This is a genomic window from Pseudomonas sp. LBUM1668, from assembly GCF_059695715.1.
Genome location: NZ_CP166787.1, coordinates 2272507 through 2289307, shown reverse-complemented (window position 1 = coordinate 2289307; position 16801 = coordinate 2272507). Strand labels below are relative to the sequence as shown.

15 protein-coding genes are annotated in these 16801 nt (G+C 61.1%); 6 read left to right on the top strand and 9 right to left on the bottom strand.

All coding sequences use genetic code 11. The features are described 5' to 3' along the window. Positions 1-4 precede the first annotated feature (4 nt). Positions 5-1192, top strand: a complete 1188-nt coding sequence (locus tag ACA061_RS10300; protein WP_497301393.1) for a type II secretion system F family protein — start codon at positions 5-7, stop codon at positions 1190-1192. A 75-nt stretch (positions 1193-1267) separates the two neighbouring features. Beyond that, a complete protein-coding gene (locus tag ACA061_RS10295; RefSeq protein ID WP_497301392.1) occupies positions 1268-1780 on the top strand; it encodes a hypothetical protein in 513 nt (170 codons plus the stop codon). A 126-nt stretch (positions 1781-1906) separates the two neighbouring features. Here the strand turns inward: ACA061_RS10295 and ACA061_RS10290 are convergent, their stop codons facing one another. Further along, the gene (locus ACA061_RS10290) at positions 1907-2806 is read right to left on the bottom strand and encodes a LysR family transcriptional regulator (protein ID WP_497301391.1); all 900 of its coding nucleotides are present in this window, start codon (positions 2804-2806) and stop codon (positions 1907-1909) included. A 132-nt stretch (positions 2807-2938) separates the two neighbouring features. Between ACA061_RS10290 and ACA061_RS10285 the strand changes: the two genes are divergently transcribed. After that, a complete protein-coding gene (locus ACA061_RS10285) occupies positions 2939-3958 on the top strand; it encodes an alpha/beta hydrolase (RefSeq protein WP_497301390.1) in 1020 nt (339 codons plus the stop codon). 228 nt (positions 3959-4186) lie between these two features. After that, positions 4187-5614, top strand: coding sequence for a mechanosensitive ion channel domain-containing protein (locus tag ACA061_RS10280; RefSeq protein ID WP_497301388.1), 1428 nt, complete (start codon positions 4187-4189; stop codon positions 5612-5614). Positions 5615-5701: 87 nt separating this feature from the next. Here the strand turns inward: ACA061_RS10280 and ycaC are convergent, their stop codons facing one another. From ycaC to ACA061_RS10250, 6 genes are all read right to left on the bottom strand, one after another. Further along, positions 5702-6325, bottom strand: coding sequence for an isochorismate family cysteine hydrolase YcaC (ycaC, locus tag ACA061_RS10275; RefSeq protein ID WP_150602319.1), 624 nt, complete (start codon positions 6323-6325; stop codon positions 5702-5704). A 72-nt stretch (positions 6326-6397) separates the two neighbouring features. Then, positions 6398-8236 (bottom strand): amidohydrolase, encoded by a 1839-nt coding sequence (locus tag ACA061_RS10270; RefSeq protein ID WP_497301384.1) that lies wholly within the window; start codon positions 8234-8236, stop codon positions 6398-6400. 31 nt (positions 8237-8267) lie between these two features. Continuing rightward, complete coding sequence (locus ACA061_RS10265; RefSeq protein WP_497301383.1) at positions 8268-8894, bottom strand: antibiotic biosynthesis monooxygenase; 627 nt, start codon at positions 8892-8894, stop codon at positions 8268-8270. Beyond that, positions 8887-9303 (bottom strand): DoxX family protein, encoded by a 417-nt coding sequence (locus ACA061_RS10260; RefSeq protein ID WP_497301382.1) that lies wholly within the window; start codon positions 9301-9303, stop codon positions 8887-8889. The genes ACA061_RS10265 and ACA061_RS10260 overlap by 8 nt, the downstream gene beginning before the upstream one ends. Before the next feature lie 186 nt (positions 9304-9489). Further along, positions 9490-10413: a LysR family transcriptional regulator gene (locus ACA061_RS10255; protein ID WP_497301380.1), complete on the bottom strand. Its 924-nt coding sequence runs from the start codon at positions 10411-10413 to the stop codon at positions 9490-9492. Positions 10414-10468: 55 nt separating this feature from the next. Continuing rightward, the gene (locus ACA061_RS10250; protein WP_191626412.1) at positions 10469-10627 is read right to left on the bottom strand and encodes a hypothetical protein; all 159 of its coding nucleotides are present in this window, start codon (positions 10625-10627) and stop codon (positions 10469-10471) included. Here ACA061_RS10250 and ACA061_RS10245 point away from each other — a divergent pair. Together ACA061_RS10245 and ACA061_RS10240 are read left to right on the top strand one after the other, a co-directional pair. Then, entirely contained in the window at positions 10626-11057 is a 432-nt protein-coding gene (locus tag ACA061_RS10245) for a helix-turn-helix domain-containing protein (protein ID WP_150602324.1), read from the top strand. The genes ACA061_RS10250 and ACA061_RS10245 overlap by 2 nt on opposite strands. A 134-nt stretch (positions 11058-11191) precedes the next feature. Continuing rightward, positions 11192-14116 carry an ATP-binding protein gene (locus ACA061_RS10240; protein WP_497301378.1) on the top strand — a complete coding sequence of 975 codons (2925 nt, stop codon included), beginning with the start codon at positions 11192-11194 and terminating at the stop codon, positions 14114-14116. On the opposite strand, the gene ACA061_RS10235 is transcribed toward ACA061_RS10240, so the two are convergent. Then, positions 14081-15550, bottom strand: a complete 1470-nt coding sequence (locus tag ACA061_RS10235; RefSeq protein WP_497301376.1) for an ATP-binding protein — start codon at positions 15548-15550, stop codon at positions 14081-14083. The two genes, ACA061_RS10240 and ACA061_RS10235, sit on opposite strands and share 36 nt — an antisense overlap. Positions 15551-15640: 90 nt before the next feature. After that, complete coding sequence (locus ACA061_RS10230) at positions 15641-16591, bottom strand: GlxA family transcriptional regulator (protein ID WP_150616563.1); 951 nt, start codon at positions 16589-16591, stop codon at positions 15641-15643. Positions 16592-16801 lie beyond the last annotated feature (210 nt).

Genomic DNA, 16801 nt, shown 5'->3' with positions numbered 1-16801 from the left:
GCCCATGCGATTTCATTTGAAAGCCGTCGGCAAGGCGGGCGTGGTTTCCTTGAGTATCGAGGCGCCGGGGCATAGCGAAGCGCGGCACATTGCCGAGGATCAAGGCTTGCGTGTGCTCAGCCTGCATGCCGAAAAACACTGGCGCTCGTTGCGCCTGCGTCAGCGCGAAACGTTCAATCTGGTGCTGTTCAGCCAGGAGCTGACCACCCTGCTCAATGCCGGCCTGCCGTTGATCGATGCGCTGGAAAGCCTCGCTGAAAAAGAAACCGCCCCCGCTGCGCGCAAAACCCTGAGTGAACTGGTGCGCCTGCTGTATGAAGGCAAATCCTTCTCGCAGACCCTCGGTCAGTTGTCGGCAGTGTTTCCACCGCTGTACGTGGCGCTGGTGCAGTCCAGCGAGAAGACCGGCGCGGTCGGCGAGGCGTTGGGCCGTTACGTCAGCTACCGCCAACGCATGGACGAGGTGCGGCAGAAGATCGTCAGCGCCTCGATCTACCCGTTGCTGTTGCTGGTGGTCGGCGGGGGTGTGGTGTTGTTTCTGATGGGCTACGTGGTGCCGCGCTTCAGTCTGGTGTTCGAAGGACTGGGCTCGAATCTGCCGTGGCTGTCGCAGATCCTGATGAGCGGCGGCCTGTTTCTGCACGCGCATCAGTTGGAGTTTTTTGGCGGGTTGGCGGCGATCGTCACCGCCCTCGCCGTGGTGCAGAAACAACCTGGGTTTCGCCGTGGGCTGGATCGACTGGTGGAGAAACTGCCCGCCGTGCACCAACGAATTTTCATGTATGAACTGGCGCGTTTTTACCGTTCGCTGGGGATTCTGCTGCAAGGCGGGATTCCACTGGTGACTGCCATGGGCATGGTGCGCGGCTTGCTCACTGTAGCGTCACGGGCGCGGCTCGATCAGGCCTGCGAACGCGTGCGCGAGGGACAGTCGCTGTCCACCGCGCTGGAGCTCAATCGTCTAGTGACACCGGTGTCTCTACGCCTGCTGCGCGCCGGTGAACAATCCGGCAACCTGGGGCAAATGATGGAACGCAGCGCCGACTTCTACGACGAAGAAATCAGCCGCTGGATCGAGTGGTTCGTGAGGTTGTTCGAACCGCTGTTGATGACCTTCATCGGCCTGCTGATCGGGGTGATCGTGATCCTGATGTACATCCCGATTTTCGAACTGGCTTCCAGCATTCACTGACCGCGGGAACGGGTCGGATCAATCGCAACAAAGCACATCCACGTTCCCACCCCAGACAACAAAACGGAGAACGATATGCACATTAAAAAGCTCATGCTCGCGATGGCCATCGGCGCGGTTCTGTCGGCGTCTACGGTAATGATTCCAGACAGCCTGTCGGGCATTTCCAGTGTTCAGGCGAAGGAAGGCGGAAGTGGCGGCGGTGGCCATGGAGGGAGCGGTGGTGGCGGCAGCGGCGGCGGCCATGGAGGGAGCGGTGGTGGCGGCAGCGGCGGCGGCCATGGAGGAAGCGGAGGCGGCGGTAGCGGCGGAGGCCATGGAGGAAGCGGTGGCGGCAGCGGAGGTAACGGTGGTGGACATGGCGGCAGTGGAGGCAGCGGCCATGGCGACGGCGGCGGTCACAGTGGCAGCGGTGACAGCGGTGGTCAGGGCGCCGGACACTCCGGCAGTTCCGCATCCTCCTCGGGACGCAGCGGCACACACTCAGAGCCAGGCGACGATCATGGTGTACACCGTGCCGGTGAGGTCGGTGACGATCGCGGCGTGCATGTCGGTGGCGAACCAGGCGATGACAAACGCACTAACTAAACCATTCTGAAAACACCGCAATCCCTGTAGGAGCTGCCGCAGGCTGCGATCTTTTGATCTTGTTTTTAAAGACCAGATCAAAGGATCGCAGCCTGCGGCAGCTCCTACAGTTGATTTGCGTTCGGTTTAAAGGGCGACGCTGCTCTGATTCAACCGTTCCCGCAGAAACTCGACCAACGCCTGCACCGGGCGTGAGGCCTGACGGTGCTGCGGGTAGACCGCCGACAAGGTCAGCGGCTCTGGCCGCAGATCATCCAGCACCGCCACCAATCGCCCCTCTTTCAACGCCGCGCCAACAATAAACGTCGGCAGATAGGTAATCCCCATCCCCTGCACCGCCGCATCCCTGAGCAACTCACCGTTGTTGACGCGCATGCGCCCGGCGACATTCACCAGCAGCGGTTTGCCCTGCCCCGCGTTGAACCGCCACTGCACTGAACGCCCATGGCCATACGGCAAGCAGTCATGCCCGAGCAGATCTTCCGGTTTGACCGGCGTGCCGCGTTCGGCCAGGTACGCAGGGCTGGCGCAGTACACCCGCTCGATGCTGGCGATACGGCGAGCGATCAGCGTCGAGTCTTCCAGCACACCGATGCGCAGCGCCAGGTCGTAGCCTTCGCCGAGCAGATCCACCGGACGATCGCTCAAATCCACTTCCACCGTGACCTCGCGGTAGCGCTGCAAAAACACCGGCAGCAAGCAACCGAGATGCGCCACGGCAAACGACAACGGCGCGCTAAGACGAATCGTGCCGCGAGGTTCGGCGGTCTGCCCGGCGATGCCTTGTTCGACCTGTTCGACTTCGCCGAGCAGGCGCAGCGCTGATTCGTAATAGCTCTGGCCCAGCGGCGTAACGTCGAGGCGGCGGGTCGAGCGATTGAGCAAACGCACGCCGAGGCGGTCTTCGAGTTGCATCAAGCGGCGGCTGACGAATTGCTTGGACAGGCCCAACTGATCGGCCGCCGCGGTGAAGCTGCCGGAGTCCATGACCTGGCAAAAAATACGCATGTCTTCGAACGGGTTCATTGTCACTCTCTGGTGGACAGTTAAACGCTTTATAGCCGCTTTTTCACTTCACGGCACCCTATTAATCTGTGTCCACGGTGTTGAAACCAACCCACAAGCCAATCGCGAACACACTTGAAAAAGGAATTGAACATGATCATTAAAAAGACGCTGACCGCTACCCTCCTCGCCCTGTCCATCGGCAACGCTTTCGCCGCCGAGACTAGTGGTGTCGAGCACAACACCCAAGCTTTCCTCGACGCCCTCGCCGCTGGCGGTGGCAAACCGCTGGAGCAACTCAGCCCGAAAGACGCCCGTGCAGTGCTGACCGGTGCTCAGGCTTCGGTGAAAGTGGACCTGTCCGGTGTTGAAGTCAGCGACAAGGCAATCAAGGTCGATGGCCAGACCATCAACCTGAAAGTGGTGCGTCCGGCCAAGGTCAAAGGTGAACTGCCGGTATTCATGTTCTTCCACGGCGGCGGCTGGGTGCTGGGCGACTACCCGACTCACCAACGCCTGATCCGTGATCTGGTTGTGGGTTCTGGCGCGGTAGCGGTGTACGTCGATTACACGCCGTCGCCGGAAGCGCAGTACCCGACCGCGATCAACCAGGCTTACGCCGCCACAAAATGGGTGGCCGAGCACGGCAAGGACATCGGCGTCGACGGCAAGCGCCTGGCGGTGGCCGGCAACAGCGTCGGCGGCAACATGGCGGCGGTCGTCGCGCTGATGGCCAAGGAACAGAAAACCCCGGCCCTGCGCTTCCAGTTGTTGATGTGGCCAGTGACCAACGCGCAATTCGACGACGGCTCGTACCAGCAATTTGCCGAGGGCCACTTCCTCACCAAAGGCATGATGCAGTGGTTCTGGGACAACTACACCACGAACCCCGCCGAGCGTGCGCAGATCCATGCCTCGCCACTCAACGCCAGCGCCGAACAGCTCAAAGGCCTGCCCGCTGCACTGGTGCAGACCGCCGAGTTCGACGTGCTGCGTGACGAAGGCGAAGGTTATGCCCGCCATCTGGATGCTGCCGGTGTCGCGGTGACGTCGGTGCGCTACAACGGGATGATTCATGACTTTGGTTTGCTCAATCCGCTGAGTCAGATTCCTGAGGTGAAGGCGGCGGTGCGTCAGGCGGCGGCTGAACTCAAGACTCACTTGCAGCCTTGACGGCAAAAGATCGCAGCCTGCGGCAACTCCTACAGGGGACGTGCCGGGGCTGCGTTTTTTGTGCCTGATCTTGTGGCGAGGGGATTCATCCCCGATCCAGTGCGCAGCACTGGCAAAAATCTGAGTTGATACAAGGATTTTTGGGGTCGCTTCGCAACCCAACGGGTCGGTGCGACGTTTCGCTAAATCCCCTCGCCTCAGACTCCCATCCGCCTCGGAGAATGCCCAATGTCCTTCCTCTTCGCCCACCTGCTGTCCTGGAGTGCCCTGCTGCTGGTGGTTGACGCCGTGCTCTGGCACTTCACGCCATTTACCCATCGTGCGCCACGGGTCGGGGTGCGGCTGGCGCTGTTCCTGGGGTTTAGCGCGCTGGTCATCAATGCCGGTGTCAGCCCTTTGCAGGCGCCGCTGTTCGTCGATGACCGGGTGGCGCAGCTCGGGGCGACGGCGTTGGGCATTCTCTGGTGGCTGTATGCGGCGCGAGTGCTGACGGAGGTGATCGGCCTGGTGCTGATGCGCCGCATCGGCCACAGCGGTCGCTTGTTGCAGGACGTGATCGGTGCGCTGGTGTTTCTGGTCGCGATTGTCGCGGCGGCCGGTTACGTGCTGGAGTTGCCGGTCAAAGGCTTGCTCGCAACCTCCGGTGTGGTCGCCATCGTCGTCGGTCTGGCGCTGCAAAGCACCTTGGCTGATGTGTTCAGCGGGATCGTGCTCAACACCACAAAACCGTATCAAGTCGACGACTTCGTGGTGATCGACGGCGTCGAGGGCAAGGTGCTCGACATCGACTGGCGCGCCACGCACTTGCTGACCAGTGCCGGCACCATGGCCGTGGTGCCGAACTCGGTGGCGGCCAAGGCCAAGATCGTCAATCTCAGTCGCCCGAACAACATGCACGGTGTGTCGATCAGCATCAAAGTCCCCAACCACATTCGCCCGCGCCGCGTACTGGATGCCCTCGATCGCACGCTGCAAGGCAGCAGCAGCCTGCTGTTGTCGCCGGCGCCGAAAGTGGTGTTGAAAGAAGCCGGTGAGGAAATGTCCGAATACGTGGCCAGCGGTTTTATTGCCGAGCTGGGCAAGAAAAGCGAAGTGCGCAATCAACTGTTCGACCTTGCTCATCGGCATCTTGAGGCTGCCGGAATTTCGCGGCATCCGGACGGCGTGATCGAGCCTACGACCCGCGCCCGCGCACTGCTCGATGAAGTGAAGATCTTCCGTTCGCTGAGTCCTGATGAACGCGACCGACTGGCAGAATCGATGGTCGCGCAGCAGTACAGCGCCGGCCAGGTCGTGCTTGATTTGAATGAAGTGCCGGACAGTCTGTTTGTGATCGCCACAGGGGTAGTCAGTGCGACTGTGCCGGATGGCGCTGACCAGACTGAAGCCGGGCGCATGGGGCCGAGCGAGGTCATGGGTGAGCAAAGCATTCTGGCGGACACACCTTCGCAGGCGACGTTTACGGCGCTGACGTCTTCGATCATCTACCGTCTCGACAAGACCCTCACGCGCCAGTGCATGGAAAAGCGCAGAGAGGTGGGGACGGCGCTGAACAAATTGCAGGCCGTACGGCAGCAGAGCAGTCAACTGGCGTTGTTGGCCAAAGCGGCACCGGTCAGAAAAGGTGGGTTTCTGGGCTGGTTGCAGAAGCGTTAAAGCAAAAGATCGCAGCCTGCGGCAGCTCCTACAGAGGAACGCATTCCAAATGTAGGAGCTGCCGCAGGCTGCGATCTTTTGATCTTCTTACTTGGCAGTGAACTTGGTATAGCTGTTGATCAGGTTGCGATAGTTCGGCAGGCGATTGGACAGCAGATTCGCCAGGCCTTCCATGTCGTTGCGCCAGTCACCCTGCAGCTCGCAGGCTACCGAGAACCAGTTCATCAGGTGCGCACCGGCCGCCGACATCCGCGCCCACGCTGCTTGCTGCACGGTGGTGTTGAAGGTGCCGGACGAATCCGTTACCACGAACACTTCAAAGCCTTCAGCAATCGCCGACAGGGTCGGGAATGCCACGCACACGTCAGTCACCACACCGGCGATGATCAGTTGCTTGCGACCGGTTGCCTTGATCGCCTTGACGAAATCTTCGTTGTCCCAGGCGTTGATCTGGCCTGGACGTTGAATGAACGGCGCGTCCGGGAATTGCTCCAGCAGCTCAGGCACGATCGGGCCGTTGGGGCCGGCGTCGAAGCTGGTGGTGAGGATGGTCGGCAGTTTGAAGAACTTGGCGATGTCGCCCAGCGCCAGCACGTTGTTCTTGAACTCGTTCGGCGAAAAATCCTGCACCAGCGAGATCAGGCCGGTCTGATGATCGACCAACAGCACAACCGCATCGTCTTTGTTCAAACGTGTGTAAGGAACGCTCATGGGGAAACTCCTTGATGGACGGATGGATGTTGCGTGAAGCGCCGACCGCATGGCCGACGCTTTTGAAAGAGATCAGAAGGCGAAGCAGGAGCAACCGAACGCGCCCCAGAAACCGGCGAAGTCACTGACCGGCGCATTCGACAAACGCGCTTTTTCATGGCTGTGCGAGTGCACGCCACAGGGGCCGCTGCACTGGTGCACTTGCGCCTGCAACGGCGAATTCGGCCGCCAGTGACCCGGGACTTTGACCACGGGCGACCAGTCCGGCAGCACCGGCACGCTGGCCGGCCCGAGGTCCTGGAAGTCGCCAGCGGCGTAGACGATCTTGCCGCCAACCACGGTCAGCACCGACTCAATCCACTTGATCGCTTCTTCCTCAACGTGGAAGAAGTCCGCACTCAACGCCACCAGATCTGCCAGTTGCCCGACCTTGATCTGGCCCTTCTTGCCCTGTTCGGAGGAGAACCAGGCGCTGCCGTGGGTGAACAATTCCAGCGCGGTGGTGCGTGGCAAACCTTCTTCGTAAAGTGCCAGCCCGCCGACGGTGCGACCGCTGACCATCCAGTACAGCGAGGTCCACGGGTTGTAGCTGGACACCCGCGTGGCGTCGGTGCCGGCGCCGACCGGCACGCCTTCGGCCAGCATGCGCTTGATGGGTGGCGTGGCTTCGGCGGCTTTTGCACCGTAACGGTCGACGAAATACTCGCCCTGGAACGCCATGCGATCCTGAATCGCGATACCGCCGCCCAGCGCTTTGACCCGTTCGATGTTCTGCGGGGTGATGGTTTCGGCATGGTCGAAGAACCACGGCAAACCGTTGAACGGAATGTCACGGTTGACCTTCTCGAACACGTCGAGCATGCGGCTGATGGATTCGTTGTAAGTGGCGTGCAAGCGGAACGGCCAACGCTGTTCGACGAGGTGGCGCACCACCGGCTCCAATTCCTGCTCCATGGTCTGCGGCAGGTCCGGGCGTGGCTCGAGGAAATCTTCGAAGTCCGCCGCCGAGAACACCAGCATTTCGCCGGCGCCGTTGTGCCGCAGGAAATCATCGCCCTGATGCAACTTGACGCTGCCGGTCCAGTTCTGGAAATCGGTGAGTTCTTCTTTCGGCTTTTGAGTGAACAGGTTGTAGGCGATGCGCACGGTCAACTGGTCGTCCTTGGCCAGTTGTTCGATCACCTGATAATCGTCCGGATAATTCTGAAAACCGCCGCCGGCATCGATCGCACTGGTCAGGCCGAGGCGATTGAGTTCGCGCATGAACTGACGCGTCGAGTTGACCTGATATTCCAGCGGCAGCTTCGGCCCCTTGGCCAGGGTCGAGTACAAAATCATTGCGTTGGGTTTGGCCACCAGCATGCCGGTCGGGTTGCCGTTGGCATCGCGGACGATCTCACCACCCGGCGGGTTCGGCGTATCACGGGTGTAGCCGGCCACGCGCAATGCGGCGCGGTTGAGCAGCGCGCGGTCGTACAAATGCAGGATAAACACCGGGGTGTCCGGCGCGGCCTGATTGATCTCTTCGAGGGTCGGCATGCGTTTTTCGGCGAACTGGAATTCGTTCCAGCCCCCCACCACGCGCACCCATTGCGGGATCGGCGTGCGGTCGGCTTGCTCCTTGAGCATGCGCAAGGCATCGGCCAGCGATGGCACGCCTTCCCAGCGCAGTTCGAGGTTGTAGTTCAAACCGCCACGAATCAGGTGCAAGTGCGAGTCGTTGAGGCCGGGAATGACGCAGCGGCCGTGCAAATCGACGACTTGCGTGCCCGGACCGCGCAGGGCCATGGCTTGCGTGTCGTTACCAACGACCACGAAGCGGCCGTCCTTGATCGCCACCGCGCTGGCCAGCGGCTTAGTGCGGTCTACGGTATGAAATTGGCCATTGAACAGAATCAGATCGGCGCTCATCGCAGTTCCTTCGACAAAAAATGAATGGGCTTCAGCGTGACGGGTGTTCTGTGGGTTCGACGTGGGCATGGGCCTGACCGGCTTCCAGCCAGGGCGCGAACAAACGGGTCACGCGGGGCATGAATACGTAGACCACCGACAGCACGATGGTCAGGGTGATCAGGAACGTGGCGACCACGTAGTTGGAAAGCAGTGGATGCAACCCGAGTAGCGGCCCCCAGATCAGCGGCACCAGCAGGGTGTGCGGAAAAATCACCAACAGGGTCACGACCGCTTGCTTCCAGCGCGGCGGCGGCGCGGCGGCATCGGCCAGCGGGGCGAACCAGAATTCGTTGATTGGGGCGACTTCGATCTGGTCGCCATCGGCCAGCATTGGCGCGGCTTCGTCGACCAGCGCCTGGCGCTGCGGCGACTCCAGCCACGTTTGCATGGCTTCGGTCGAACTAAAACGCAAAACGCAGGTGTACGCGTCGAGTCCCGCCAGCTTGCCGCGCACAACGTCAACGCCCAGATGCCCTTCGCGCAGCCCCGCCACCCGGACAATATTGCGCAGCCAGGCTTCATAGGGCTTTTCAAACCCGGCCTTGACCCGGTGCTTGACGATCAGCGTGACGGTCTCACCGGCCCCCGGTGCTGTTGGACTCAGGACTTCAGGCATAACGCAGCACTCCGGGCAGACAAGTATTGAGCGCCAGCCGTCCGGGCCCGGCGATGAATACAGTGGTAAAGAGGATTAACAGCAGCCAGCCGAACTGCCCTTCAGCCACACTCCATTGCGGATGCACGATCAGCAAGGCCACCAGCAGCACAAAGAGAATAGGCAAGCAGGCCAATCGCGCCAGCACCCCGGCGACGATCAGTAGCGGACAGAGGACTTCGGCGAAGATCGCCAGGATCAATGTGAGGTGGGCACCGAGGTGGAACGGGTCTTCGATCAGTTGCAGTTGCGCTGTGAAGTCGAGCAACTTGGGCATGCCGTGCACGCAAAGCAGAAACAACCCGCCGCTGACCCGCAGGAACAGCAAACCGACGTCGCCCGCCCGTTCATCGCATTGTGAAGCGTTCATGACCCGACCCTTGAAATGTCATTGGCCTGAATAATGCCGATGCCGGGCGCGAGGAAATTGGATGGGTGTGCTCACTTTCGACAACTCCTGTAGGAGCTGCCGCAGGCTGCGATCTTTTGACTTTGGTTTGAAAAAAAGATCAAAAGATCGCAGCCTTCGGCAGCTCCTACAGGGTTTTGGGTTGTTTCAGATTGAGGGGATGTCCAGCGCTGCCGACATGAACTTACTGATCTGCGCCCTGAGCCATTTTTCGGCCGGATCGTTGTCGTGCACACCGCTCCAGGCCATCGACAATTGCGCGGCATCAATCGGGAACGGCGGGTCTTCGGCGCGCAGGCCACAGCCCTCGACCAATGCACACGCGGCGTAATCCGGTACGGTGGCGATCATTTCGGTGCCGGCGAGCAAGGCGCGCAAGCCGCTGAACTGCGGCACGCCAAGAACCACACGGCGCGAGCGGCCAAGCTTGGCCAGGTCGAGGTCGATATTGCCGCTCAAGTCGCCAGAGAACGACACCATTGCGTGCGGCCGCTCGCAATACTCGTCCAGAGTCAGCGGCCCCGGGCGATCATCGCCGCGCAGGACTTTGCAGGGAATGTCGCGCAGTTTCTTGCGTTTGGCGTTGGCGGGCAGATCCGTGGTGTAGCTGACGCCGACGGAGATTTCTCCGGAGGCCAGCAGGGCCGGCATCAGCAGGTAATTGGCACGCCGCACCACCACGACGATGCCCGGCGCCTCTTGCTGCAACTGGCGCAACAGCGGTGGAAACAGACCGAACTCGGCATCGTCTGACAGACCGATGCGGAACACGTCGCAACTGCTCGACGGTTCGAACTCTTTGGCGCGACTGACGGCCCCGGAAATCACATCCATCGCCGGTTGCAGTTCCTTGAGGATCGCCAGGGCGCGAGCGGTCGGTTCCATGCCGCGACCGTTGCGCAGCAGCAACGGATCATCGAACAGGTCACGCAGACGCCCGAGCGCCGCACTCACCGCCGGTTGGCCCATGAACAGTTTTTCGGCGACGCGGGTCAGGTTCTTTTCGAACATCAGCGCTTCGAAAATCACCAACAGGTTCATGTCGACGCGACGCAGATCGTTACGGTTCATCGGCTCGGTTTCCTTCTATGGCCAGCCACACGCAAGTGCTACGCACTTTACCCGATCAATGGCGCTGTAAACGCCGCGCCAGCGCGAAATTAACAACGATTAACTCGTCAGTCACAGCGCCCCACTCAACAATGAATGCCTCTGCGCAGCGTTGTTTTTTTGATTGAGGGAGAGCGCTGACCGTGCCTTCCCCACCGACACGGACATTGGCCATGGCTCAATTACACCTCACCGTCGCCCTCGCCCCTGCCAGCGAACCGCGCAAAAGCGGGATCGGCGGACTCAGCCCGCAACGCGAACGACGCGTCAAACAACTCATCCTCGAACGCCTCGGCGAAAGCCTGGAAGTCACCGAACTGGCGCAAGCCTGCTCACTGTCACGCAGCCACTTCTCCCGGGCATTCAAGTGCAGCACCGGGCTCTCGCCGCAAGACTGGATCCGCACCCAACGCATCGCCCGCGCCAAACTGCTGATCCAGCACACTGGCCTGAGTCTGACGCAAATCAGCCTGGAATGCGGTTTCTGCGATCAGGCGCATTTCTGCCATATGTTCACCCGCAGCGAAGGCATCAACCCTTTTGCCTGGCGCTGTCAGGCCATGCGTGAACTGAAAAACCAGCGCCCACAACCCACCACGTTTTGATCTTGACGCCTGCCTTGCCCGTTGCACTGACGCTCAAACCTGAGGATTATGCCCGGACACTCCGGAATAGACGGCCTGCGCGCATGCCAAGCCCTGTTCCGGCATGCCCGTCGCAGCACCGCAGGAGTGAGTTGTTGAGTCTTCCCCCGAATCAGGCCCTCGGTTTCGGCCCCTATCGGATTCATCCCGGGCAACGGCTGCTGCTCGAGGGCGATCAGCCATTGCGCCTGGGTCGGCGAGCGATGGACATTCTTCTGACTCTGCTGGGCCACGCCGGCGAGGTGGTGAGCAAGCAGCACTTGATGGCCACAGTCTGGCCGGACAGCGTCGTCGAAGACATCAACCTGCGCGTGCACATGGCAGCGCTGCGCAAGGCCTTGGGCGACGGTCAGGCAGGCCAGCGCTATATCGTGACCGTGGCGCAACGCGGTTACAGTTTTGTCGCGCCGATCCTGCACGAGTCTATCGAGCAGCGACCGGCGGGCGATGCCGTCGGCCGGCACAATCTGCCCCTGCGGCGCACGCGAATGATTGGCCGTCAGCCGCTGGTCGACCAGTTGATGACGCAACTGCCGCGCCGACGCTGCATCACCCTGGTCGGCCCCGGTGGCATCGGTAAAACCACGGTGGCCTTGCGCGTGGCTGAACAGTTGATCGGGCATTATCGCGACGGCATTCGGCTGGTGGATCTGGCGCCGCTCAACGACCCACAGCTGATTTGCTCGCACCTGGCGGCCCTGCTCGACCTGTCACTGCTCGACGGCGATCCGCTGATGTGTCTGGTCAATGGTTTGCGCGAGCGCCAGATGCTGCTGGTGCTCGACAACTGCGAACACCTGATCGACGCCGTTGCAGCGCTCAGTGAAAGCATCCTGCGCGGCGCAACGCAGGTGCATATTCTTGCCACCAGCCGCGAAAGCCTGCGAGCGGAAGGCGAATTTGTGCAGCGTCTGGAATCCCTCGACTACCCACCGTTGCCTGGTGAACTGGATCGGACCCAGGCGCTGGGCTTTTCCGCGTTGCAGCTGTTTGTCGAACGGGCGATGGCCGCGCAGGAAAGTTTCGAGTTGAGCGACGCCCAGTTGCCGCAAGCCATCGAGATTTGCCACCGACTGGACGGTATTCCACTGGCACTGGAACTGGCAGCAGCGCAAGTCGCCGAACTGGGGCTGGACGGCTTGCTGACGCAGTTGCAGGGCCGCTTGCCACCCTTGGCGGCGGGTAACCAGAGTAGCGCCGAGCGCCACCTGACTTTGCGCGCCACGCTGGACTGGAGTTTCAACCTGCTCGATCGCTGCGAGCAAACCTGCTTGCGTAGACTCGGTGTGTTTCGCGGCGGGTTTACTCTGGAGTCGGCGGCGGCCGTCATCGTCGGTCAGCAGATCGACCCCGCTGCGGTGTTCGCCTCGATCACGCAACTGGTGGCCAAATCCCTGCTCAGTGTCGAGGTGGGTGATGAAGAGGTGTTCTATCGCCTGCTCGATACGACACGCCGCTATGCCCTGGAAAAACTCGATGTCGCGGCTGAACTCGATGAGACCCGCCAGCGCCACGCCGAACGTTGCCTGACCCTGATGCAGCAGGCGCAATCGCACTGGGAAAACACTCCCACTACGTTGTGGATCGAGCGCTATGCCCGAGGTCTGGAGGATTTGCGCGCAGCGCTGGAGTGGAGCCTGGCCAGAGACGGGGCGGATGATCTGGGCATTCAGCTGACCGCGGCCTCGGCGCCGTTGTGGCAAGAGTTGTCGCTACTCAAGGAATACGGCGGCTACGTGCGCCGGGCGTTGCATTTGCTGGATGAACTCGACGACCCCTGCCCACACCTGAAAATCGCTTTGAAACTGGCTCTGGGCAGTGCCTGTTATCACACTTGGGGCGCCACCCCGGAGACCATCGAGGCTTTTGTCGACGCCCGCCAACTGGCCCACGCCCACGCGGATATCGCCGGCCAACTGCGCGCAATATCCGGGCATCTGGCGGTCAATCTCAGTTGCGGCCATTACCGGATGGCGCTGGAGCAGAGCGAACAATTCGACCGCCTCGGCCTGCATGGCGACCCGTTGCTGTCGCTGAGCACGCACCGCTTGCGGGTGCTGGCCCTGCATTACGCTGGCGACCAGCCACAGGCGCGTATTCATGCCGAGCAAGTGCTTGAGCGCATGGCGCACAGTGGCCATCTCAACCGCTTTACCCACGGTTTTGGCGTGCAGTACGACCAGAGCGTCGCCTCGCTGACCGTGCTCGCCCGGGTGCTGTGGCTGCAAGGATTTCCCGAGCAAGCGTGGCGCACGGCGCGACAGGCGCTGGACATTGCCGTGCAGATCAATCACGGCACCTCGATCTGCTACACCCTGGCGTTGGCCAGTTGCCTGATCGCCCATTACAACGGCGACAAGCAGAACGCCCGGGCGCTATTGCATCTGTTGCTTGAGCAAGCACAGAAGCATTCGGTGCTGTTGTTTTATCGCTGGGCGCTGCATTACGCGCAGGTGATCGACGCTGAAGCCGCTATGCCCGTGCCGGCGGATGGCAGCGGGCTGGTCCGAGAAATCATGGTGACGCTGGATGAGCGCTTTGTTGATGATGATTTGCTGAATCGGGCGCTGGCCGGTGATGCGGGGTGGAGCACGGCGGAGATTTTGCGGGCTCGGGCGAATGCGTTATTGATTGGAGATTTGAATCATCTGGGCGGGCCTCATCGCGGGCAAGCCCGCTCCCACAGTGGATCTATATTGAACCCGAAATATCGGTATACCCTGAAATCCTGTGGGAGCGGGCTTGCCCGCGATGAGGCCCGTCTGGACGCCGCAAATATTCAGGAAGCCGAAGCCATCCTGCAACAAGCCCTGTCCATCGCTCGCACCCAAGGTGCCCTGGCCTGGGAATTGCGCAGCGCCACCTCGCTCGCCCAGCTCTGGCAACGTCAATCCCGCCATCATGAGGCGCTGGATCTGCTAACGCCGATCTACCAACGTTTCACCGAAGGCTACGCCACACCGGACCTGCGCAAAGTGCGCCAGCTACTCGACGAGTTGCGCGATCCCGTACTCGCTTGATGCATGACGCACACGACTGATAAAACGCGCATGTCGGCGCTCCAGATCAATGCCTTCACCACTGCGCTCAAGTTGTTCGCGGGCGTAACGCCGGGTGGTATTGAGCATCCGGTATCTGCCCGCGCCAGCGCCCTGCTCCACCGCCAGCAATGACTTGTGTACCAACTGCTCGATGACCGCCGTGAGTCGCGACGAAGGCAGTTGCGGGCAGCTGATCACGCCCAGCGCCGCTTCCAAAGTGAAGGCCAGTTTGAACACCGATAAGCGTTGCAGCACGCGCTGCTCCTGCTCGGTCAAGCGCTGATAACTCCAGTCGAGTGCGGCCTGCATGGATTGATGACGCGGCACCGCCGTGCGCCGGCCGTGGTTGAGCAATTGCAGGCCATTGGTCAGTTGCGTGTGCAGTCCAACCAATGCCAATGCGTCAATCTGCGCCGCCGCCAGTTCGATCGCCAGCGGCAGGCCGTCTAGCTGACGACAGATCTCGCGCACGGTGGGCAGATCCTGTTCGCGCAAACTGAAGTCATGCTGGCGAGCACGGGCACGGCTGACAAACAGCTGCAACGCCGGATAGCCCATGGCTTGCGCGACGCAATCGACTGCCGAACTGTTAGGAAAAGTCAGCGGTAACAACGGTTGAACGGTTTCCAGACTGGACTGCAAGGCCTCACGACTGGTGGCAAGAATCGTCAGTTGCGGCGCGGCGTCCAGCAGTGTCTCGACCACTGCCTTGCAGGCCTCGCGCCGGTGTTCGCAATTGTCCAGTACCAGCAATGCATGGCGCGCGCGCAGCGTGGCGAAATCGCAATTCAGGGCGTGCAGCAGATGCTCCAGCAAAGGTGTTTCGACATCGACCTGTGCCAGATCGACCAACCACACGCCATCACGAAAATGTTGCAGCAGGAGTTCTGCCACGCGCAGCGCCACGGTGGTCTTGCCGACACCGGCGGGCCCGGTCACCGTCATCAACCGACACAGGGGCAGGCGCCGCACCATACCGCCAACCAGCGCATCACGGCCAGTGATCGGGGTCAGCCGCGCGGGCAAATTGTGTTGCGGTGCTTGCAGCCGTTCGAAGACTACTGGCGGCACGCTGTCGTAATGCACCGGGGCGACAAAGCTATACCCGCATTGCGGCACATTGACGATGTAACGCTGCCCATTCTCACCATCGCCCAACGCCCGCCGCAGCGCAGCGATGTGCACGCGCAAGTTGATTTCTTCAACCACCGACGTCGGCCAGACCTGAGCAATCAATTGCTCCTTGCTGACCACCCGGCCGGCCCGCTCGACCAGCACCTGGAGAATATCCAGCGCACGACCGCCCATGCGCAACTGCCGATCCCCTTCGAGGATCAGCCGCTGGCGCAAATGAAACGCGTAAGGGCCGAAACGCAGCACCGCCGCCGAGTTCACATCGTTGAGATTGTCCATGCCAACTATCTTGGCAGCCTCAGATGACGGCACAACCGCCACACAGGACGCCGCACGGACATCCGGGTGCTCTGGACGGACAGAACCGCTCTAGCTGAACTGTTCGCGGTACTGCGCAGGCGTCAGGCCAAGCTTTTCAGCGAACAGCGAACGCATGTGCCGCACGCTGCCGAAACCGCTTTTATAGGCCACGGTTTTCAGCGGCAGATCGCTGGTTTCGAGCAAATTACGTGCACAGTCGATGCGCGCACTTTGCAGAAACTCCATCGGCGTCATGTTGACGTCGCGGGCAAACACCCTGGCGAAATGCCGCGCACTCATATTTGCCAGCCCCGCCATGCGCTCGACGGTGAACGCCTCATCGAGGTGTTCCAGCACATAGTTCTGCGCCCGGGTGACGGGGGTTTCCTGCGGTGCCACAGCCGCCATCAACGGACTGAACTGGGCTTGACCGCCCTGGCGCTTCATCACCACCAGCAACACTTTGGCCACATCCTGGGCGAGTTTCTTGCCATGATCCCGGGCGACCACGGCCAACGCCATATCGATACCCGCAGTAACGCCGCCCGAGGTAATCAGCTTGCGGTCTTCGACGTAGATCTGATCGGTCGTCACATTGGCTTTCGGGAAGCCCTTGATCAGGCGTTCGGTGTAATTCCAGTGCGTGGTCACGCGGTAACCGTCGAGCAATCCGGCATGGCCAAGCACGAAGGCGCCCGTGCAGATCGAGCCATACCGCTCGGCACGCTGCACGGCACCGGGCAACCAGGCGAACAGTGTCGGGAATTTTTCGTTATAGGCACCCGGGCCACCCGGCACCAGCAGCAAGTCGTAGCGCTCGTCGTTGTCACCGATAGGCAGGTCAGCGTGCACGCATACGCCATTGGAGGCGCGCAGCGGGCCGCGCTCGGTCCCAAGGGTGATCAATTGATAATGTGATTCTGCCTTGAGGAAACGATTGGCAACCGAAAACACTTCCATCGGCCCGGCCATATCAAGCAGCAGAAAGTCGGGGAACAACACCATTGCCACGGTTTTCATGGGTTTACGTCACTGATCAAAAAAAATAAACACAACAGTCAGGCTGAGCATTATGGCCAAGCGAGCGCTGAACGTCGGAAAAGAATGCGTGAACTGGCGAGCAGAACTGTCAACCTCATCGCGACAGTGTTTCAGTTTCCATCTACTTATTGCTTCAAACGGTTAACAGTAAGCTTCTCCTCACTCGGACGAATTCACGTCCCGCCAGGA